21 protein-coding genes are annotated in these 20,228 nt (G+C 43.3%); 2 read left to right on the forward strand and 19 right to left on the reverse strand.

Translation table 11 applies throughout. The features are described 5' to 3' along the window. Positions 1-116: 116 nt before the first annotated feature. Both galT and PGR14_RS08090 read right to left on the reverse strand, forming a co-directional pair. Positions 117-1,607: a UDP-glucose--hexose-1-phosphate uridylyltransferase gene (galT, locus tag PGR14_RS08085; protein ID WP_055260522.1), complete on the reverse strand. Its 1,491-nt coding sequence runs from the start codon at positions 1,605-1,607 to the stop codon at positions 117-119. A gap of 144 nt (positions 1,608-1,751) precedes the next feature. Beyond that, positions 1,752-3,035 (reverse strand): galactokinase, encoded by a 1,284-nt coding sequence (locus tag PGR14_RS08090; RefSeq protein WP_022220631.1) that lies wholly within the window; start codon positions 3,033-3,035, stop codon positions 1,752-1,754. 208 nt (positions 3,036-3,243) lie between these two features. On the opposite strand from PGR14_RS08090, the gene PGR14_RS08095 reads away from it, so the two are divergent. Next, complete coding sequence (locus PGR14_RS08095) at positions 3,244-4,245, forward strand: LacI family DNA-binding transcriptional regulator (RefSeq protein ID WP_008370790.1); 1,002 nt, start codon at positions 3,244-3,246, stop codon at positions 4,243-4,245. A 155-nt stretch (positions 4,246-4,400) separates the two neighbouring features. Here PGR14_RS08095 and PGR14_RS08100 read toward each other — a convergent pair whose 3' ends face one another. Beyond that, complete coding sequence (locus tag PGR14_RS08100) at positions 4,401-5,033, reverse strand: histidine phosphatase family protein (RefSeq protein WP_055248837.1); 633 nt, start codon at positions 5,031-5,033, stop codon at positions 4,401-4,403. Between the two features lie 185 nt (positions 5,034-5,218). Here PGR14_RS08100 and PGR14_RS08105 point away from each other — a divergent pair, with 185 nt between their 5' ends. Then, entirely contained in the window at positions 5,219-5,698 is a 480-nt protein-coding gene (locus PGR14_RS08105) for an S-ribosylhomocysteine lyase (protein WP_055248839.1), read from the forward strand. Between the two features lie 127 nt (positions 5,699-5,825). Here PGR14_RS08105 and PGR14_RS08110 read toward each other — a convergent pair whose 3' ends face one another. The 16 genes from PGR14_RS08110 to PGR14_RS08185 all read right to left on the reverse strand — a co-directional run bounded on the left by PGR14_RS08110 (position 5,826) and on the right by PGR14_RS08185 (position 19,976). Beyond that, a complete protein-coding gene (locus PGR14_RS08110) occupies positions 5,826-6,383 on the reverse strand; it encodes a 5-formyltetrahydrofolate cyclo-ligase (RefSeq protein WP_055248844.1) in 558 nt (185 codons plus the stop codon). Beyond that, a complete protein-coding gene (locus PGR14_RS08115; protein ID WP_055157151.1) occupies positions 6,361-6,582 on the reverse strand; it encodes a DUF896 domain-containing protein in 222 nt (73 codons plus the stop codon). Before PGR14_RS08115 ends, PGR14_RS08110 begins: the two co-directional genes overlap by 23 nt. A 51-nt stretch (positions 6,583-6,633) precedes the next feature. Further along, on the reverse strand, positions 6,634-6,996 hold the full coding sequence (locus PGR14_RS08120) for a hypothetical protein (RefSeq protein ID WP_008370795.1): 363 nt from the start codon (positions 6,994-6,996) through the stop codon (positions 6,634-6,636). Positions 6,997-7,091: 95 nt separating this feature from the next. Further along, positions 7,092-8,762: a putative polysaccharide biosynthesis protein gene (locus tag PGR14_RS08125; RefSeq protein WP_055248847.1), complete on the reverse strand. Its 1,671-nt coding sequence runs from the start codon at positions 8,760-8,762 to the stop codon at positions 7,092-7,094. Between the two features lie 23 nt (positions 8,763-8,785). Then, positions 8,786-9,280, reverse strand: a complete 495-nt coding sequence (gene ybeY / locus PGR14_RS08130) for an rRNA maturation RNase YbeY (protein WP_008370797.1) — start codon at positions 9,278-9,280, stop codon at positions 8,786-8,788. Further along, positions 9,277-10,284, reverse strand: coding sequence for a PhoH family protein (locus PGR14_RS08135; RefSeq protein ID WP_022219964.1), 1,008 nt, complete (start codon positions 10,282-10,284; stop codon positions 9,277-9,279). The genes ybeY and PGR14_RS08135 overlap by 4 nt, the downstream gene beginning before the upstream one ends. Positions 10,285-10,287: 3 nt before the next feature. After that, entirely contained in the window at positions 10,288-11,538 is a 1,251-nt protein-coding gene (locus PGR14_RS08140; RefSeq protein WP_055248850.1) for a sporulation protein YqfD, read from the reverse strand. Between the two features lie 15 nt (positions 11,539-11,553). After that, the gene (yqfC, locus tag PGR14_RS08145; RefSeq protein WP_022219963.1) at positions 11,554-11,796 is read right to left on the reverse strand and encodes a sporulation protein YqfC; all 243 of its coding nucleotides are present in this window, start codon (positions 11,794-11,796) and stop codon (positions 11,554-11,556) included. Between the two features lie 100 nt (positions 11,797-11,896). After that, a complete protein-coding gene (locus PGR14_RS08150; protein ID WP_270223220.1) occupies positions 11,897-12,616 on the reverse strand; it encodes a hypothetical protein in 720 nt (239 codons plus the stop codon). Between the two features lie 189 nt (positions 12,617-12,805). Continuing rightward, positions 12,806-13,021, reverse strand: coding sequence for a FeoA family protein (locus PGR14_RS08155; protein ID WP_008370804.1), 216 nt, complete (start codon positions 13,019-13,021; stop codon positions 12,806-12,808). Between the two features lie 335 nt (positions 13,022-13,356). Further along, entirely contained in the window at positions 13,357-14,193 is an 837-nt protein-coding gene (locus PGR14_RS08160) for an MBL fold metallo-hydrolase (protein ID WP_055248855.1), read from the reverse strand. 17 nt (positions 14,194-14,210) lie between these two features. Next, a complete protein-coding gene (gene rlmH / locus PGR14_RS08165) occupies positions 14,211-14,690 on the reverse strand; it encodes a 23S rRNA (pseudouridine(1915)-N(3))-methyltransferase RlmH (RefSeq protein ID WP_022219903.1) in 480 nt (159 codons plus the stop codon). 39 nt (positions 14,691-14,729) lie between these two features. Next, positions 14,730-16,754 carry a HelD family protein gene (locus tag PGR14_RS08170; protein WP_172680479.1) on the reverse strand — a complete coding sequence of 675 codons (2,025 nt, stop codon included), beginning with the start codon at positions 16,752-16,754 and terminating at the stop codon, positions 14,730-14,732. 20 nt (positions 16,755-16,774) lie between these two features. Next, on the reverse strand, positions 16,775-17,449 hold the full coding sequence (locus PGR14_RS08175; protein ID WP_055260520.1) for an HAD family hydrolase: 675 nt from the start codon (positions 17,447-17,449) through the stop codon (positions 16,775-16,777). A gap of 254 nt (positions 17,450-17,703) precedes the next feature. Then, positions 17,704-19,089 (reverse strand): NADPH-dependent glutamate synthase, encoded by a 1,386-nt coding sequence (gene gltA, locus PGR14_RS08180; RefSeq protein ID WP_270223221.1) that lies wholly within the window; start codon positions 19,087-19,089, stop codon positions 17,704-17,706. After that, positions 19,089-19,976 (reverse strand): sulfide/dihydroorotate dehydrogenase-like FAD/NAD-binding protein, encoded by an 888-nt coding sequence (locus PGR14_RS08185; protein ID WP_055156711.1) that lies wholly within the window; start codon positions 19,974-19,976, stop codon positions 19,089-19,091. The genes gltA and PGR14_RS08185 overlap by 1 nt, the downstream gene beginning before the upstream one ends. Between the last annotated feature and the right edge of the window lie 252 nt (positions 19,977-20,228).

Consider the following 20,228-nt stretch of genomic DNA (forward strand, 5'->3'; position numbering starts at 1 on the left):
TGATGTATAATAAATCAGGACTAAAACTCAGGTAGTTTCCCCGAACAATTGAAGTTCGGTCCGACACCCGAGTTTTAGTCCTTTTTTATCCTTTTATATTCTTTTTTTGCTCTATATTACAGGCTTCCAACAAACCGCTCAAATGCTGCCCTGCCTTCTTCTGTCTGCTTATAAACACCGGCATCTTCCAGCACCTGATTAAACACCTGTCCGATTTCCTCATGGAGAATGTCCATGATATTTTCTTTCGTAATGTCTGTATATTTTGGAAGGAATTCTTCTACCCAGTCTGCATGCTTTTCAAGCACTTCATTGCTGCGGATGTCCTTTCCTTCAAGGATTGCATCTGCAAGCTGTTCCATCTCACTTTTCAGTCTTGACGGCAGCACTGCAAGTCCCATCACCTCGATCAGACCAATATTCTCTTTCTTGATGTGATGTAATTTTGCATGCGGATGGTAAACGCCAAGCGGGTGTTCTTCTGTCGTAATATTATTTCTGAGAACAAGATCCAGCTCAAAATACCCATCCCTGATTCTGGCGATCGGAGTGATCGTGTTGTGCGCTTCTCCGTTCGTCTCGGCAAAGATAAATGCTGCTTCGTCTGTATAAGATCTCCAACACATTAAAATATGGTCAGCTGCGCTGATCAGACGTTCTTTGTCTTTGCACTGCAGACGGATAACAGACATTGGCCATTTTACCATTCCGGCGCGCACATCTTCATACCCCGGAATCACATATTCTTTAATAACCGGAGCTTTTGCCATTGCAAATTCATGATTTCCACCCTGGAAATGATCATGGCTTAGGATCGATCCTCCTACGATTGGAAGATCTGCATTGGAACCAACAAAATAGTGTGGAAACTGGCTGACAAAATCCAACAGCTTTGCAAAGGTTGCACGCTCAATTTTCATCGGCACATGCTCTCCGTTGAAAACGATGCAGTGTTCATTGTAATATACATACGGTGAATACTGGAATCCCCAGTCTTTTCCATCGATCCTGACCGGAATGATCCGGTGATTCTGTCTTGCCGGATGATTGACGCGACCGGCGTAGCCTTCATTTTCCTTACACAGCTGGCATTTCGGATAACCACTCTGTGTAGCATTTTTTGCTGCCGCGATCGCTTTCGGATCTTTTTCCGGTTTGGACAGATTGATGGTGATCTCCATCTCCCCATACGGTGTCTCTGTGATCCATTTCTGATCCTTTTTAATCCGGTATCTTCGGATATAATCGCTGTCCTGACTAAGCTTGTAAAAATAATCGGTCGCCTTTTTCGGTCCTTCCTGATACAGTTCATAGAATTTATGGCTTACCATGCTCGGCAGCGGGACCAGTTTTCCCATGATTTTTGTATCAAACAAATCCCGGTACACGATTGAATCTGCAATCAGTTCTTTTTCCACTGCATAATCTGTAATCTCCTTCAGAATCTGTTCCAGCTCCTCTGCACCCCTGCTTCCTGGTGTCTCCTCGTAAGACTCCAGCCCAAGTGCCTCTAAAATCTGATTGGTAACAAATATTTTATCTTCCGGTGCTACAAGCCCCGTATCTAATCCATACTGTACCAGTTCTGTAATTGCCTGATCGATCATTTTTCTTCCTCCAAATCTTTTTGCTCGTCCTTTATCCATCCATTTTCAATGCGGCACATTTTTTTACACCGAATCCTTTATTTATTCAGATAGCAAACTAAAATCTGTATTTATGTCTAACCTTGACAGCTAGCATATTTTCGTTTACGCGATTACTTTCATTCCGCCATATTTACGAACCTTTAATACGTGGCAGGATCCTTCTCCAAATACTGCATCCAATGCTTTTCTGTACTCTTCTACAAAATCATTCTTCACAAATGCCTGAATGGTTCCGGCAAATCCGCCTCCATGCACACGGCATACTCCATGGTTTCCGAGTACATTTTCGCTGACTGCAAGGGCAATGGATACTGCCTGGTTCTGCACGTCACGGTTAGTATATACATTCTGAAGATATTTGAAAGAGGAATCTCCGGATGCTTTGATCATATTAAGGAAATCTTCAAATCTTCCTTCGCGAAGGGATGCAACCTGTGCTGCAACTCTCGCATTATCACCGAAGAAATGCATAGCCCGAAGCACCGGACGGTCTCCAAGCTTCTCGCGGAGTGCCGGGATCGCTGCAAAAAATTCTTTTTCATCTACGTCACGGAGAACTTCTTTTCCAAAATATGTTGCAATAGCTTTCATATCCGCCGGAATCTGTGCATAATCCGGTGTCAGATCCTGATGAGAACCTTTGGTATCTACGATGCACAGACTGCATGCATGATTTTCAAAATCTACATCTACTTTTTCTACAACCGGAGCCTTTGGATCTTTGAAATCAATGTGGATCAGTCCACCAACCGCGCAGGCTGTCTGGTCCATCAGACCACTTGGCTTTCCAAAGTAAACATTTTCAGAATACTGACCAATCTGTGCAATCTCTACCATGCTGATCTGCATATCGTTGTAAAGTCCGGAAACAATGGTTCCAATGATTGTTTCAAATGCAGCAGACGAAGAAAGTCCTGCTCCGATCAGCACATCACTTGTCACATAAGCATTGAATCCACCAATCTTGTATCCGCGTTCTTTCAGTCCTGCAAGTACGCCACGGATCAGTCCGATAGATGTCCCTTCTTCTTTGTCAACCTTTTCTACATCATTCGCATCGATAACGATCATATCATATCCTTCAGATACCACACGGACGGTCATATCTTCATTTTTATTTACAATTGCGATCGCATCCAGATTAATAGAGGTTGCAAGCACCATTCCGTGCTGATGATCTGTATGATTTCCACCAACTTCACTTCGTCCCGGTGCGCTGTATACTTCTACTTCTCTGTCCCCATACAATTTCTGATACTCTGCCATCGCTTTTACATAGCGTTCTTCCTGATGTGCAATCACACTTTCATCAATATAAATATCTTTTAATGTATCACGGTACACGCCTTGTTTCATTTCTTCCATAAGTTTTGTAAGCTGTTTCATCTTCATTTCCTCCAAATACATTTTCGATTCTGCTTTGATAATTGCATTATAAAATATATTTAGTAAATTTGCAATATATATTTACTAAATATTTTGATAAATTTACTAGTGAATTTTTGTACAGTTCTACATAATTCTTTCACTTTCCATTTTTTTACTCCTCTGTTATAATAGAAGAATCAGAAATTTTTTAACAAGGGGGCCGCTTATGGCAACAATCAAAGATATTGCTTCTGCTGCCGGTGTTTCTGCCGCAGCAGTTTCACGTATACTGAATAATGATGAGACGCTCAATGTCTCACCGGAAACCCGACAGAAAGTACTGGATACTGCAAGAGAGCTGCATTATGTAAAGCGCGGACGTCCTTCTGTCAAATCACTTTTTACCCTTGGGATCATTCAGTGGTTCTCTTCCCAGCAGGAACTGGAGGATAATTATTATCTTCTGATCCGTCAGGGAATTGAAGATTACTGCCTCTCACACAATATCCAGATCGTGCGTACCTACAAAAGCGACATCAATTACATGGACGTTCTGAAGGATGTAGACTGTCTGATCTGTATCGGCAAATTCAGTCAGGAGGAAATTTCTTATCTGTATGAGATGAATTCGTGCATCCTGTTCCTAGATATGCCGGTAAACGATGACCGGATTTCCACGATCATTCCGGATTTCGGCGAAGCAGTTACAGAAGCTCTGGATTATCTGACTGGGATCGGGCACCGGGAGATTGGTTTCTTTACCGGAAAAGAATATATCGGCGAAAATCATCTCTATCCGGATTACCGAAAAAAAGTCTTTATTGATTACTGTGATGCACACGATTTGATTTATGAGCCTTATATCCAGGAGGGTGTATTCCAGATTTCTTCCGGTTATGAGATGGCATGCAATCTGATCAACGGTGGCAAGCTGCCGACGGCGATCTTTGCAGCAAGCGATCCGATCGCTTTTGGTGCGATCAAAGCCTTTACCGAACACGGGATCCGTGTTCCGGAGGATATTTCCATCGTAGGCTTTGATGATATCAATATGGCACAGTTTTCTGCTCCACCGCTGACAACGGTCAGTGCACCAGCTTATCATATGGGAATGTACGGAGCTTCTATTCTGCAGCATCTCCTGAGGGAGCATCCGGGACCTGCACTTAAGATCAAACTGCCGTGTAAGCTGGTTGTCCGGAATTCGTGTAAAGCGATTGAAAAATAGCTCCTTATCTGTCTAAATATACCAATGAATTTTATCTAACATCAAAAAGCTCCCATCCGGAGAAGAAATGAGTTATAATTAGCTCACATTTCTCCGGATGGGAGTTTTTTTATTAAGCAATTTATCAGAAAGCCTTTAGGACATCAAATAACTTTCTACCAGTCCTGTACTGACTCTTGATAATAAGTCACATTTTCCTGTAAAATTTCTATTTTCCCATCTTTTACTTCCGCAATTGATACCGCACAGTTCTTATGTACCCCCTGCTGCCAGTACCCGGAAATCGGCAGACCTTTCATCAGGCTCAGAATCCCGCAAAGTGCTGCACCATGTGTGGATAAAAGTACATTTTTATCCTGAAGCTCTTCTTTCTGATAAAGCTCTTCCAGAAAATTATTCAGACGTGCCCGCACTTCTTCAAAGGATTCCCCTCCTTTTGGTGGCTGATACACTTCCGGTGCATTAAAAAAGTTGCGAAATCCCGGATCCGGAATATTCCATCCCTCTTCTCTGCAACAAAGTCCCTCAAATTCTCCAAAGCTCATCTCCTGAATCCGCTTATCTGGAACAATCGGAACCTCCCTGTCCCCCAGGACGAGCCGTGCCGTCTCTGCCGCTCTTTTCAGCGGGCTTGTGTAACAGACCGCAAATGGAACATCTGCAAGTGCCGGAGCCGTCTCTTTTGCAAGTAGTTTTCCAAATTCATTCAGTGGAATATCCACCTGTCCCTGTAATTTTCTTTTTTTATTCCAGTCCGTCTCTCCATGACGGATCATATATATTTTCATCTCTTAGTTTCCTCCTGCTATCATTAAAAACACACGCATCCTCCGTGCCAGTCAGCATAGCGATTGGCACGGGAGTTAACAGTAACGATTATAGCACATTTTTCACCTTTCTTCCACCAAAAGGCTTGTTATTAAACTTTATGACAGTTATAATAAACGTAGTACAAAAAAGGAGATACTTGATTATGGAGAAAATTACCAGTTTCACAATAGACCATTTGAAGCTTGTTCCTGGGCTTTACGTCTCACGTAAGGATTGTGCCGGCAAACAGGTCATTACAACCTTTGATATCCGCATGACCAATCCGAATGAAGAACCGGTTATGAATACTGCAGAGGTTCACACCATCGAACATCTTGGTGCAACCTTCCTTCGTAACCACAGGGACTACGCATCAAAAACACTTTACTTTGGACCAATGGGATGCCGTACCGGCTTCTACCTTCTTCTTGTAGGTGATTATGAATCAAAAGATATCGTTCCACTGATGAAAGAAATGTTTGCTTTTATCGCAGACTTCAATGGGGACGTACCGGGAGCTGCTGCAAAAGACTGCGGAAACTATCTGGACATGAACCTTCCGATGGCAAATTATATGGCAAAAAGATATCTGACTGAGGTTCTGGAAAATATTACAGAAAAACAGCTGGTTTATCCTGAATAAGCCTTACTATATGAACCTGAAAATGGGAGCCAAACATACTATCCATTGATTTTCTTCAAATGTTCCTGTATGTTTGCTCCCATTCCTGTTTTCAATCAAAACTCTCTATGATACACTTCCGGAATTTCTACCAGAACCTCTCTTCCGTTGTAACATAATCTGCCGGAAGATCAAATTCTTCGGTCTCAATTTCTTCTACGATCTGCATTTCATAAGCAGCTGCGATCCGGCAGATATCTTTCCGTTTTTCAAAATAACGATCATAAAATCCACCGCCATAACCGACACGGTTCTTTTTTTCATCAAAAACACTTCCCGGCAGGATTGCCAGTGTAGTCTGCCCTTCTCCGGCTTCATAAACAGGGCATTCTTTTTTCGGCTCCAGGATGCCATAAGCCCCCTTTTCCAGATCCTCAAAAGAATATATCCGATAAAACTCCATCTCTTTTCCCGCTACCCGTGGCACATAGACCTTTTTTCCAAGCTCCCATGCCTTCTCGATCAGTGTTCCGGTTGCCACCTCTCCACGAAAATCAATATACGCAAGAAGGTTGTCTGCATTTTTAAATGTCTCTGTCTCTTCAATGCGCCTCATGATCCGCAGGCTCTTCTCCCGAACCTCTTCTTTTGGAAGTGCCTGTCTCATTTTCAGAATTTTTGCCCTAATTTCCTTTTTTCTGTCCATATTTCTCACCCAGATTTGTAATGGATCCATCCTTCTCCTTGATTGAAATGTTATTAAGCTGTCCACGAAGATTTCTTTTGAATGCATCTACATATTCCCGTCTGAGAATCTGCTGTTCTTTTTTCTCTTCCTCTGTCAGTCCTTCTGCTTTTGATTTTCTATATAATTCATTAATGCGTTCAATTTTTGCTGTCTCCATTTTTCTTTTGTCCCTTCTTTGTTTTTCTATATAATAATGTTGTCTTTTTAATCAGCTGGAATAATTTTCCAGGAACCCATAAAGCTTGTCTTTTCCCTCTAACCGCTTTCCCTCCCGGATCTCATTCTGCAGTTCTTCCGGAAGCTCTTCGACACGGATATTCGTATATTCATAAATACTTGTCTGGTCGTCCAGATAAACAATCACATATCCGTTGCGGTTTTTCAAATAATACACCCCTTCTTTGTGTGCGCCACCCTGAGTGCTGACTGTCTGTTCTGTTTTCTGCTGCTCCGTCTGTTCTGTCCTTGCAATTTCTTTCCTGTAATTATAATCTGCATAATATGCATAAGACAGGATCGCAAGAATCAGAAGAGTCCCCGTTAAAAGACCAATATGATATCTTGTTTCCATAAGGAACACTCCTTTTTCTACAAGTATTGGTCTGCTTGGAGGATTTTATTCATTGTGGGGGGATTTTTAGGTTGTGATACCAAATCCTCCACAGCTTAGTAATATCTGCGTTCTTTTAATAAATGGCATTTTTTACAGACTATTACGATCTGGCGACCTTTTGGGAGACCGAGGAGTTCTTTTTCAGACATGCCACCCATTTTAAGGAGAACGACTGCGTATACCGCTACTGCCACGATGAGGGCGATCAGGGTTGCGATTCTTCCTCCGATGAAGGTGTCAAGTACGAAATGCACTGCCCATGCCAAAATTGCCATAACAGCTCCGGCGATAGACGGAATGACAAAAGTCTTACGGCTCTCCTGAAGATATCCACATGCTTCACGGATATCATGTGCATTCATGATACACATGCATAAAGAGAACACAATCTTACTTCCAATCAGTGCATAAATGCCCCATTTGAACATAACAAGCATAATAAACAGAGATACAATATGTAGTATCAGGGATACCATTGCATTTTTTACCGGTTCCATCATACGGTCCAGCCCCTGAAGCACTGTATTCGTAACGGTTGAAAGTGAATAAAATACCAAAGAAATCGCTCCGATCTTCAGCATAATTCCCTGTGTTACATTATCTACATTCGGCCACAGGAAATCCATGATCGGCTGACCAAGTGCAAAGAATCCAAATGCGCTTGGAATCGCGATCAGCATCGTGTAACGGATAACTGTATAAATCCGGTTATGTAACAGTCTTCTGTCATGATTCTCTGCCGCGCTTACAAGCCCCGGGATCACAGATGATCCCAATGCACTCGCAACGGCAAGCGGTACGTTGAACAGGGTATAATACTGTCCTAATTTACCAAGAAGCTCTGCACAGACCGCCTCACTGGTTCCCTGTGCGCCCATGATCTTATTGAACATAGCACTGTCAATAACATTTGCACTGTTATAAATCGTTGTACTTAAAATGATCGGTGCGATCGTCAGAATCAGGATCTTGAAAATCGCACGGTAATCATCCAGTTCTTTCGAGGTATCCCGCTTCATCTGCCGCATCATCGGCTTGCGGAATACCACATAGCAGAACAGTAAGAACAGCAGACCGATCAGAGCACCGGCTACTGTACCAAGTGTACCTCCTGCTGCGGAATAGGCTGGTCCAAAAAGGTTATTCCCCTGCACCTTAGCCATCTGTTTTCCATTTTCCAGAAGAACGGCTGCACCTACAACACTGACAATCGCATTGAGAAGCTGTTCAATGATCTGCGAAATTGCAGTCGGGATCATCGTTCCCAGCCCCTGAAAATAGCCACGAAAAACTGCCATAATCGCACAAATCAGGAGCCCGGGAGCAAGCACCTTCAAAGAATAGCAGCTCATTTTGGCTCCCATCAGATATTCTGCGATCGCCTCTGCTCCAAAAAATACGATCACCATGATCGTGACACCAGATAGCGTAGCTATGATCAGCGATGCCTTCAATACCCTGAATGCATTTTTCCGCTCTCCTGCCGCCATTTTGAGAGACACCAGCTTTGATACCGCAACCGGCAGACTGTAAGACGAAATGATCAGAGCAATAGAATACACCTGAAATGCCATATCATAATAGCCCTGTCCTTTAAGCCCCATAATATTGAGCATCGGGATCCGGTATACTGCCCCGATGATCTTTGTGATAATACCGGCTGCCGCAAGGATGCTTCCCTGCATCAGAAAACTGCCGCCTTTTGATTTTTTCTTTTTACCCATACGTTAAAACCTCATACTTTTATCTATCTTGTAATTCCCAGCATCTCCAGAACTTCCCGCTGTTTCTTTTCCATCACGAGCCGTTCTTCATCTTCCATATGGTCATAACCTAACAAGTGCAACATACTGTGCGCAATAAGGAAAGCAAATTCACGTTCTACCGAATGACCATATTCTTCTGCCTGCTCCTTTGCGCGCTCTTTGGAAATCACAATATTGCCGAGCATCAGTTCTCCGGTCTCCGGATCAAATGAACTGTCATCTGTATCCAGATATGCATAATCAGCCGGTGACGGGAATTCCGTCATCGGAAATGACAGGACATCGGTTGCACGGTCGATTCCGCGAAATTCCAGGTTCATCTGTCGGATCTCCTCATTCATCGTAAGAAGAAGTTCTACCTGCGCCTCGTATGGGCACTTCTCATAATCCAGGACTGCATCTGCAACTTTTGTCGCCAGTTCTTCATAAGGCAGCTTTAAATCCAATGCTCCCTCATCCTCTAAAAATAGTCTCATCTTGTTCCTCGTTTCTTTCTGTCTCTAGTGTGGGATTTTTTCTGTTCCTGCTTTTGCTCGTATTCCTCGTACGCTTTAACAATTCGCTGTACCAGCGGATGTCTGACAACATCCCGGCTGGTCAGACGGCAAATCGAAATATCTTCCAGATTCTTGACTACACTCACTGCCACATCAAGTCCGGATGTCTGTCCTGCCGGAAGGTCTTTCTGTGTAGAGTCTCCGGTGATCACGACTTTGGATCCAAAACCAATACGTGTCAGGAACATCTTCATCTGCGCCGGTGTGGTATTCTGCGCCTCATCCAGAATAATAAAAGCGTTGTCAAGGGTTCTGCCTCGCATATAGGCAAGAGGCGCAACCTCGATCAGCCCTTTTTCTGAATTCTTGATAAAGCTTTCTGCTCCCATGATCTGATAGAGTGCATCATAAAGTGGTCTTAAATATGGATCGATCTTGCTCTGCAAATCTCCCGGCAAAAAGCCAAGCTTTTCTCCTGCTTCAATTGCCGGACGTGTCAGAATGATACGCCCCACTTCATTGCGTTTGAACGCCGTGATTGCCATTGCCATCGCCAGATAAGTTTTACCGGTTCCGGCAGGGCCAAGGCCAAAGGTAATCATCTTTTCCCGGATCGCATCCACATATTTCTTCTGTCCGAGCGTCTTTGGTTTGATTGGCTTTCCCTGAAGTGTATGACAGATCAGGTCTTTATCAATTGTCAGAATATCTTCCGCGCTGTCTTCCATCGTAAGGGACAGGGCATAGTCTACATTCTGCTCCTGGATCGTGTTTCCGCGCCTGGAAAGCTCGGTAAGCTGCGACAATACCTGCTGCGCCCTCTCTACATTCTTTTCCTCTCCAAGGACTTTCACCTTTCCATTTCGCGCGATCAGTGTAACATGTAAAGCTCTCTCAATTTTTTTTGCAAATATATCGAACTGGCCAAACACATTTTTTTCATGTTCAGCCGGTATGTCTATCATGGTCTCAAGAATTCCCATAAATCAGTTTCCTTCCTGCTGTATATTTTCTGCATCTGCCTTCGGCAGTTCATGTACCGTTCCTTTTTGTACAATTCCGAACGGTCCGGATAAAACCAGTTTCCCCTTTGCCGAATACCGGTTCGTCTCCCTGTATATTTTAACATCATTCTCTGAAATTTGAACCCCTTTTTTCTCTAATCGGGCGCAAAACTTCTCAAAATTATAGGACAGAATTTCTCTTGCTTCCCTGTCTGTATAAGAAATCTCCTCTTTTCTGCTCTCTTTGCTCCGTTCAACTCTTACCGAGACCGGAAATGGAAAATGTCTCTCCAAATACAGGATATATCTGCAGGTCAGCGCATTATATTCCGGGTAAGGTAATTCCCGCCTTCCAAAAAGATACAGCCTTCCCGGTGTTTCTATCCAGAACCTCCAGCTCTTCTTGCCGGTATCTTTCCATACCGGATGCATCCTGTCAAGAATATCTGTATACGCAACCGTTGTCTGTGCTATTATGTCTGCATCCGATACCCGGTACTGGTATCCTGTCACCTCATCTGAATCATTCTTTACTTCCACACTTCCACTCACAAGGATCTCTCCTTTTTTTACCTCACTGCCTTCCCGGACAAGCGGATTCCCTTTTCGTGTAATGATCTTCTGAATGATCCCGTCCGCTTCTGCCACAATATCCATCGGCGCTTCCGCCTCAGCTTCTGTCTGCAGCTCCTTCCGGTCAGGATTCTCCCTGACTTTAATCTTCAGACAACTCCCATGAACATAGGCTGAAACCCAGATAATATCGTCGTATTCCATACGAATATCTTTTTCAATCCGGTCACAGTCTACATTCTTTTTTGCCATTCCACAGGCAATTCCTTTTTCCGTCAGAAAAGAAAGCAAAACCTCATCTGTCCTTGCAAGGTTTCCATCAATCTGAATCCTCCATATAAAAGAAGAAAGCAGAAAGATCAGACAGATTGCGATGACCGATCCTGTAAAAAAAAGCTTCCGTCCACGGTATTTATGTATAAAAAACGGGGCTCCTCTTTTCTGGATGATCCGTACCTTTGCCCTGCTCTTCCTGACCATTGGTCGCAGTCTGCGGAAATCCCGGACGCGGATATTCATCTCATATGCCCCTTTTGCCGGTCTCAGATTCCAGAGAAAAATCCCATGATAACAGCAAAGATTTAAAAAACGTTCCGGTGAATATCCTTCGACTCTGATGCGCAGGTATCCGGCAAGATTATTCAGAATATATCGCAGCATCTTCGTCATCCCTTCCTAAGAATACTCAATTTTCTCTACCTTTCCGGTAATCTTCATATCGGTTGTTGTATAGTAATTGATCTCAAGTGATTTCCCTGTGATGCGAATCTGCCCGCTACGTACATTTATACGGATCAGCTGTTCGGTATATTCCAGAATTCCACGGTAATTCTCTATATTCACTTCATAATGCCCTGTAAGAGTCAGAATCGGGACACCCAGCACCACATCCTTCGGCAAATTTGCTGCATCTGCCATGCGATACCTTCGTGTCCCGTCTTCTTGTTCGGATCTCTGTCTCATATTGCCGCATATACCGTTTTGTTGACAGTGTATGCTTCAGAACCACATAATATTCCTATGCTGTATAATTACTGAATTTTCCCGGGAGCAGTCTTCCCGCACATGCATGAATTTCGATCTGACCTTTTTCTCCGGCAATAAACTTTAATACCGTTGTCTCATCTGACGGTTCCGGTGTCGGTCTGCCAATCGTAAGCACATTCTTCTTTGCGTAAGTTGTAAAGGTATATTCACTGCCCGGCTGCAGAGAACAGATGGGTCTGCCATTTAAGAAAAATGCATCCTGTCCGCCGTTATAACCGCCCTCTTCTTCGATAATACGGATCGTTGCCGGAGCAAAAAGGCAATCCGGTTCCTGCTGTGTCTGTCCCCAGACATTCTGTTGATTATCCCAGCCGTTCTGATTCCGGTTCCATCCATTTTGCTGATTATCCCAGCCGTTCTGGCTCTGATTCCATCCACCTGACTGATTATTCCATCCATTTGGCTGGTCTTCTGGTCTGTAATTTCCCATCGGTGCTTTTTTTGCAACCCAGTAAGAAGTGAAACCGCCAATTGCAGCTCCGATAATTCCAAAAAAATATGCCCCGTAAAATGCATTATCACCTGCATTCAAAAGCTGCATCAGCCAGGCTCCGACAAAAGTACCGGTAAATTCAAGGCCAAACCACAATCCCAGTGTCAATGCACGATATTTTTTTGGATTCTGTCCTCTTTCTATCGCGTGCTTTCCATTCACACGCCAAAGCCATATAAGACAAATAATTTCTAACATTTGTTTTCCCTCTTTCGCGCTTCTATTTTGTTACATAAAAGTATTATATCTTCAATCGCAGCTGAAAACAATCCGTTATTCTGTGAAAACTTTATAAAATCGAACAGACTGGCTCCTCCATGATCCGGATATACAAAAAAATCGATCCTACTTTTCCTGTGATTGTAAGATCGATTTTTCATTTCTTTGTTATACTTGAATTCTCGCAGCGGCATCCTGGCTGATAGCGAACCGCTTCTGGTCAGATGCTATAATCATCATACCACTGGCATCATTCTGGATCACATGGATTTCGCTGCCCTCTTTGATTTTGAATTCCTTTAATTTTTCCAGCACCTCCGGTACTCCGAACATCCATTTGATCGTGTACCATTTTCCCGGAACAGCTGTTGATAATGCCTGCATTTTTACACCTTCTTTTTTCTCCTTTGACTTTACTACAGTATACTCGTTTTCATATTGGTTAGTCAACGGCAATGTTTTTTAGTTATTATATACACAATTCCATTCAATAGCCATATTTAACAATTATTTTCAGAATTCAACTTCTGTTTTATCACCCTCACTATAAGCTGGTTCTGGAAGAAAATCTGATCAAGGCAGACGAGCTGGATGAAGTTCTGGATGCTTATGCAATGACCGAACCTGAAGTCATACTCATAAAAGAAGCAATGTAACAAGACAAAAACCCCAGGATCTATCAACTCATTACCCGTGATAAATCCTGGGACTTCCTTCATTTAAAATATCACCGTTTCCCCTGTTCCAAGTGCATGTACCATTTCGCCAAGTTCTTTTTTCAGAATCCCGAATGCAATATTTCCGGTACAGTGACCGGTATAGATTTCCTCTACGCCAAGCCCTTTCAATTCCTGCGCAGTTTCCACAACCTCTTCCTCCGGTATGGCAAGTGTATCCATGCCCGAAAGCTTCATCATATGAAATCCACCGACAACCGCATAGACCTTTTGCCCGCCGAGTGCCATCTGCACTTCTCGCACAATATTGACAATTCCCCCATGGGAACAGCTATTAAATATCACCAGTCCTTTTCCCGTCTCAAAAACCACACTCTGCTCATGTGCAAAATCATCTGCAATAAACTCTTCACCGATTTTCCGGTACATGTGCGCCCTGCGTCCCATCTCATCCAGACCGCCGGTAAAATGCGGTACGACCCAGACGCCTTTTTCAACTTCACAGACTGCATTTAACGGACGGAACCGCTCTTTATAATTTTCCAGAAGATGCTGCGGAATTCCAATATATTTATCTTTTCCTTCTGTCCGGTAAAAACAGTTCTCAGCAGACGTCTCCTGCATATAGACCGCTGCTTTGTCATTCTCCTTAAAAAACTCCTCGAAACCGCCACTGTGGTCATAATGTGCATGGGATAAAAACGCCGTATCTACTTTCGAAAGATCAATCCCCAGCTCCTTTGCATTTTCTGCAAAGAGCGCTGTTGCGCCAGTATCCAGAAGGTACGTCTTTCCCTCATATTCGATATAAACCGACAGTCCATGTTCTGCACAAAGTCTGCATCTGGAACTGTTTTCTACTAATACTACCATCTTCATATGAATCAGCCTCTTTTCTATTTGTGATAGGGTTCTCCCGACATGATCCGGTATCCACGGTAAATTTGCTCTAGCAGGATTACACGCATCAGCTGGTGCGGAAATGTCATTTTTGAAAAACTAAGTGCATAATCCGATTTTTCCAGAACTGCCTTCCCGATCCCTATGGATCCGCCAATCACAAAAATAATGTGACTGGTTCCCTGAATGCCAAGTTTTTCAATTTTCTCTGAAAATTCTTCGGAGGTCAGCTGCTTTCCGCCTATCTCCAGTGTAATAAGATATGCATCCTCACGGATATATTTCAAAAGACGTTCGGCCTCTTTTTGCCGGATCATTTCCTCTGCATTTTCGCTGGCATTGTCCGGTGTCTTTTCATCCGCCACCTCAATGATCTCCAGCTTGCAGTAGCGGCTCAGTCTCTTCGTATATTCCGCGATCGCATCCCGCAGATACTTTTCTTTTATTTTTCCAACCGTCAGTACGGTTATCTTCATCCTGTTCTTTCCTCTCTTTCGCTGTATCAGTCTGTACAGTTATGCCCTTTCATACATATAAAGCTCATGCAGTGCTCTTGTTGCACAAATGTATTTTGCCTGCCCGGTCATCGGATTTTTTTTCTTCGGGAACACACCGAATACCTGATCAAATTCCAGTCCCTTTGCCATATAGAAAGTCGTTACTGTCACGCCTTTTTCAAAGGTACTGCTGTCCCGGTCAATACAGTTTACCGGAAGTCCACGGTTTGAAAGCATCCTGGTCATTGTATACGCCTCGTCCATCGTCTCCGTCAGAACTGCGGCGGTCTCATATTTATCCATTCCGGCATCTGCCTCCCGGATAAGTTCATTTAACAGTTCCTCATCCGAATCAAATGTCTTTTCGGTCACTGGTTTGCCATGACGCTCCAGATATTCCAGATCCTTTTCCCCGGTAAATTTCGCTGCATACTCTGCGATTTCAATGGTATTCCGGTAACTTTTATTCATGATGATCTTGCGGATCGTACGTCCGAAAATCTTTGGCAGGAATGTCAGTACATCCTGCATCTGACTGTCCAGTGTCTGCGCCCGGTCGCCAAGGATCGTCATCCGGCAGGAAAACAGCTGGGACAGTACCACGTACTGCAAATATGAATAATCCTGCATCTCGTCGATCACCAGATGCTTGATATGCTTATGTCTGGTTCCTCCAAGCATCCGGTATTTGAGATAAAGTACCGGAAATACGTCTTCATACTGGAGTTTTCTGTTCTCATACGGAATTTTTGCCAGTGTCTCATACCCACTGTCCTCCAAAAACCAGTTATATATTTTGTAAATATCACGGGTGACATACATCCGGTTGAATTTCTCCCGGATCTCTTCTACCTCATCTTCCGGAAGATTCCGGTTATACAATGTCTCGTATTCATCCACCAGATATTCCATCACCGCATCCATTCTTGCAAGGATCGGAATATCCTGAAATTTGAAATAGAACAAATGGATCAGCTCCTCTTCGGTTTTTTCCAGAGTACGGATCTTAACCGGCTTAAAATCCATCAGCTGATCTTCCAGAACTGCCAGAAAGCCTTCCATCTCTCCGACAAATCCGGCAGACTGCTTCTTCAAATAGCTCTCCCGGATTCCCATCTCCGGAAAATGGATCAGCTTCTCCAGATAATCATAACGGTCCTCACAGTCCGATACGATTCCTTTCAATTCTCTGTACGCAAACAGATCAAAACTCATCTCCTGGATATTTTCTTCTCCAAGCTCTGGCAAAATGTGGGAAATATAATCCGCAAATACGCTGTTCGGTGAAAGGATCAGGATATCCGATGCTTTTAAATTTTTCCTGTCGTGATACAAAAGATATGCAATCCGGTGCAGTGCAACGGAGGTTTTCCCACTTCCTGCGGCTCCCTGAATGACCAGAACTTTGTCCTTTACATTCCGAATGATCTCATTCTGTTCTTTCTGGATAGTACGGACAATATTCTTCAGTTGTACATCCCCGTTACTTCCAAGCTCCTGTTTCAGGATCTCATCATCAATCTTGGTGTCACTTTCAAATGCATAAACCATCTTCCCTTTCTTGATCTTATACTGCCATTTGGAAGTAATCTCCCCTTCAATGGTTCCTCCCGGTGCTTCATAAGAAGCCTGTCCTCTGTCATAATCATAAAAAAGACCGCTCACTGGCGCCCTCCAGTCGTAGATCAGTGGCGTCATTCCTGCCTTAGGCGCAAAATTGCCGATTCCGATGTAAAAACTTTCGCTTTCTTCTTCCCCCTCAAAGAGAAAATCCACTCTTCCGAAATATGGGGAGTCGATCATTTTCTTAAGGCGCTGTTTTTTCATCAGACGTTCATTGTTCGCATTAACTTCTCCGAGAAGTGCCTGCTGATTATCATAATTTTCATAACCATACTCATCCATCTCCGTATAGTTTTCCCAATAATAATCATGCATGCTCTCAATCTGTTTTTCTCCTTCAAGAAACAATGCGTTGATCTCGGTAATGCGTGTCTTCAGTTTCTCTTCAACCTCTTCCAGAAACCGAATCTCACTGTTCATTGCGTCGTTATTACTCATATTCAAACCCTCTCATGATTACATCTTCCGATGATTTGTGCAATCTCTTCCGGCATCTTTGCAATGTAATCTGCACCGGCACTTTGAAGCTCCGCAAGATCTCCGTATCCATACAGGACACCGATCACCTGGATCCCATTCTCCTTTGCACCATAGATATCATTATTTCTGTCACCGACCATAACGACCTGATCGTAATTCTCCCTTTCCACGCCCAGGTTATCCAACGCATACCGGATCACATCCGCCTTCCGGATCAGAGAGCCATCCATCGTAGCCCCGTAAATCCCTGCAAAATATTTTGCAAAGTCAAATTTGTCCGCAATCCTTTTTGCATACTCTTCCGGTTTGGAAGTCGCCACTGCAAGTATATATCCTTCATTTTTCAAGGATTCCAGCGTCTCCGCAAGCCCTTCATACACCGAATTCTCAAAAATGCCTTTCACCGCATAATATTCCCGGTAATACTTTACTCCAAGCAGTGCCTCTTCCTCAGACATCCCATAATATTTCTCCATTGATTCCGTCAACGGCGGTCCGATAAATTTCTTTAAAGTATCCCGCTCACCAACCTCCCGGTTCATTTTATTCAGCGCATACTCCACCGAATTCATGATCCCCGGTCCCGATTCCGTAATCGTCCCATCCAAGTCAAATAAGATATATTTATACTTCATAATAACCCTCTTTCACAAAATAATACTCTTTTTATTGTACCATTTTTGACTCTTCTTGTCCAGAAACCCTAATCTCCAAACCTCCTTTAAAATCAGCCAAAACATACAAACCAGCGTCCGTTTCTCCGCCCTTTATAATCGCCAGTTTTCTCCCCTTTGCACAACTTGAATTGGAACGATTATTTTTTCAAAGTGGTCTACACAACCTATACAAAAACCGCAGTCCCTATCAAAAGAAACTGCGGTCATAACCCTTATTTATTTGAAAGATACTCGTCGATACCTCTTGCACCAGCTTTTCCGGCTCCCATAGCAAGGATTACTGTAGCTGCACCTGTTACGGCATCTCCACCTGCGTATACGCCTTCTTTAGAAGTCTTTCCGTGTTCTTCGTCTGCAACGATACATTTCCACTTGTTAACTTCCAGTCCTTCTGTTGTAGAAGAAATCAGCGGGTTCGGTGATGTTCCGAGTGACATGATAACTGTATCAACATCGATCACGAATTCAGAACCTTCAACCGGTACAGGACGTCTTCTTCCTGATGCGTCCGGTTCACCAAGTTCCATACGAACACATTTGATTCCTTTTACCCATCCATCTTCTTCAAGGACTTCTACCGGGTTTGTCAGTAGGTCGAACTGTACACCTTCTTCTTTTGCGTGATGAACTTCTTCTACACGGGCCGGAAGCTCTTCTTCGCTACGACGATATACGATATGAACTTCTGCTCCAAGACGAAGTGCTGTTCTTGCAGCATCCATTGCTACGTTACCACCACCAACAACTGCAACTTTCTTACCAGCTGCGATCGGTGTATCATAAGAATCATCAAACGCTTTCATAAGGTTACTTCTTGTCAGGTATTCATTTGCAGAAAATACACCGTTGGCATTTTCTCCCGGGATTCCCATGAATTTTGGAAGTCCTGCTCCTGATCCGATAAATACTGCTTCGAATCCTTCGTCTTCAATCAGCATATCAATTGTAGTAGATTTACCGATTACAACGTTTGTCTCAAAGTGAACACCAAGCTCTTTTACTTTTGCGATCTCTTTTGCAACGACTTTCTGTTTTGGAAGACGGAATTCCGGAATACCATATACAAGTACTCCACCGAGTTCATGAAGTGCTTCAAATACAGTTACATCATAGCCAAGCTTTGCAAGGTCGCCTGCACAGGTAAGTCCTGCAGGGCCTGAACCGATAACGGCAACTTTGTGTCCGTTCTTCTTGTCAGCTCCAACCGGTTTGATGTCATGCTCCAGAGCGTAATCAGCAACGAATCTTTCCAGCTTACCGATAGAAATAGATTCTCCTTTGATACCACGGATACATTTTCCTTCGCACTGTGATTCCTGAGGACATACACGTCCACAAACAGCAGGAAGTGCAGAAGACTGTCCGATAATCTTATATGCTTCTTCGATATTGCCTTCTTTTACTTCATGAACGAATGCAGGAATATTGATTCCTACCGGGCATCCCTGAATACATTTAGCATTCTTACAGTTGATGCAACGGCTTGCTTCTTCTATTGCCTCTTCCTGATTATATCCATAACATACTTCTTCAAAATTTGTTGCACGTACCTTCGGATCCTGTTCTCTTACAGGTACTTTCTTTAATACGTCTGCCATTATTCGTCACCTCCGCAATGACCGCATCCACCGTGATGTGTGTCACCTTCCTGTAATTTCAGCATAGCTCTGCCTTCCTGAGTCTTATACATCTGCTGTCTCTTCATTGCTTCATCAAAGTTAACGAGATGTCCGTCAAATTCCGGTCCGTCTACACATGCAAATTTGATTTCATCGCCTACGTGGAGACGGCATGCACCACACATACCTGTTCCGTCTACCATGATCGGGTTCATGCTGACGATAGTCGGGATTTCGAGTTTCTTTGTGAGCAGACATACGAATTTCATCATGATCATCGGACCGATTGCAACACAGACATCATACTTGTTACCTTCTGCAACAAGTGCTTCGATCTTTGTTGTTACCATACCTGCATGTCCGTATGTACCGTCATCTGTACATGGGTAATAATTTCCTGCAACTGCTTCCATCTCTTTTTCGAGAATCAGCATATCTTTTGTCTTAGAACCAACGATAACATCTACATCGATCCCATGTGCGTGCATCCATTTAACCTGCGGGTATACAGGGGCTGCACCAACACCACCGGCTACAAATAAGATCTTTTTATTCTTCAGACTCTCAATATCTTCTGAAATCAATTCAGATGGGCATCCGAGCGGTCCTGTGAAATCTCTGAAAGAGTCTCCTGCTTTTAATTGTGCCATCTTCTCAGTAGATGCTCCTACTGTCTGGAATACGATGGTAATTGTTCCTTCTTCTCTGTCATAATCGCAGATTGTCAGCGGAATTCTTTCCCCCTTGTCATCCATCTTGACAATTACGAACTGTCCTGGCTCACAGTGCTTTGCCACACGTGGTGCTTCTACATCCATAAGATAAATCTTATCAGCCAGTTTTTCAGCTTTTCTTATCTTGTACATTGCATTGCCTCCTAAAATATTTACTCTCTTTATGATAAATTATTGCAAAGTAAATAGCAAGTATTTCTTTTTAATTTGTTAAAAAATTATTTATGTCATAAATATAACTATCTTTTTTATCTATAAGTACTAATATTTCTTCTATAAATCTGCCAAAATTCTTCCGATTACCAAATTTTTCAACCGTATTAAATCTTGTGCCGGCACGAATTTGTACCTGCTGACCGGATATAAAATGAGACAGACGGTCAG

This window comes from Coprococcus sp. AF99-45 (genome assembly GCF_027663865.1).
GTDB lineage: Bacteria > Bacillota > Clostridia > Lachnospirales > Lachnospiraceae > Allocoprococcus > Allocoprococcus comes.

Excerpts from the sequence above, each read along its gene's own strand:
- galT (WP_055260522.1), bottom strand. The coding sequence starts at position 1,607 with ATGATCGATCAGGCAATTACAGAACTGGTACAGTATGGATTAGATACG.
- PGR14_RS08090 (WP_022220631.1), bottom strand. The coding sequence starts at position 3,035 with ATGAAACAGCTTACAAAACTTATGGAAGAAATGAAACAAGGCGTGTAC.
- PGR14_RS08095 (WP_008370790.1), top strand. The coding sequence starts at position 3,244 with ATGGCAACAATCAAAGATATTGCTTCTGCTGCCGGTGTTTCTGCCGCA.
- PGR14_RS08100 (WP_055248837.1), bottom strand. The coding sequence starts at position 5,033 with ATGAAAATATATATGATCCGTCATGGAGAGACGGACTGGAATAAAAAA.
- PGR14_RS08105 (WP_055248839.1), top strand. The coding sequence starts at position 5,219 with ATGGAGAAAATTACCAGTTTCACAATAGACCATTTGAAGCTTGTTCCT.
- PGR14_RS08110 (WP_055248844.1), bottom strand. The coding sequence starts at position 6,383 with ATGGACAGAAAAAAGGAAATTAGGGCAAAAATTCTGAAAATGAGACAG.
- PGR14_RS08115 (WP_055157151.1), bottom strand. The coding sequence starts at position 6,582 with ATGGAGACAGCAAAAATTGAACGCATTAATGAATTATATAGAAAATCA.
- PGR14_RS08120 (WP_008370795.1), bottom strand. The coding sequence starts at position 6,996 with ATGGAAACAAGATATCATATTGGTCTTTTAACGGGGACTCTTCTGATT.
- PGR14_RS08125 (WP_055248847.1), bottom strand. The coding sequence starts at position 8,762 with ATGGGTAAAAAGAAAAAATCAAAAGGCGGCAGTTTTCTGATGCAGGGA.
- ybeY (WP_008370797.1), bottom strand. The coding sequence starts at position 9,280 with ATGAGACTATTTTTAGAGGATGAGGGAGCATTGGATTTAAAGCTGCCT.
- PGR14_RS08135 (WP_022219964.1), bottom strand. The coding sequence starts at position 10,284 with ATGGGAATTCTTGAGACCATGATAGACATACCGGCTGAACATGAAAAA.
- PGR14_RS08140 (WP_055248850.1), bottom strand. The coding sequence starts at position 11,538 with ATGCTGCGATATATTCTGAATAATCTTGCCGGATACCTGCGCATCAGA.
- yqfC (WP_022219963.1), bottom strand. The coding sequence starts at position 11,796 with ATGGCAGATGCAGCAAATTTGCCGAAGGATGTGGTGCTGGGTGTCCCG.
- PGR14_RS08150 (WP_270223220.1), bottom strand. The coding sequence starts at position 12,616 with ATGTTAGAAATTATTTGTCTTATATGGCTTTGGCGTGTGAATGGAAAG.
- PGR14_RS08155 (WP_008370804.1), bottom strand. The coding sequence starts at position 13,021 with ATGCAGGCATTATCAACAGCTGTTCCGGGAAAATGGTACACGATCAAA.
- PGR14_RS08160 (WP_055248855.1), bottom strand. The coding sequence starts at position 14,193 with ATGAAGATGGTAGTATTAGTAGAAAACAGTTCCAGATGCAGACTTTGT.
- rlmH (WP_022219903.1), bottom strand. The coding sequence starts at position 14,690 with ATGAAGATAACCGTACTGACGGTTGGAAAAATAAAAGAAAAGTATCTG.
- PGR14_RS08170 (WP_172680479.1), bottom strand. The coding sequence starts at position 16,754 with ATGAACAGTGAGATTCGGTTTCTGGAAGAGGTTGAAGAGAAACTGAAG.
- PGR14_RS08175 (WP_055260520.1), bottom strand. The coding sequence starts at position 17,449 with ATGAAGTATAAATATATCTTATTTGACTTGGATGGGACGATTACGGAA.
- gltA (WP_270223221.1), bottom strand. The coding sequence starts at position 19,089 with ATGGCAGACGTATTAAAGAAAGTACCTGTAAGAGAACAGGATCCGAAG.
- PGR14_RS08185 (WP_055156711.1), bottom strand. The coding sequence starts at position 19,976 with ATGTACAAGATAAGAAAAGCTGAAAAACTGGCTGATAAGATTTATCTT.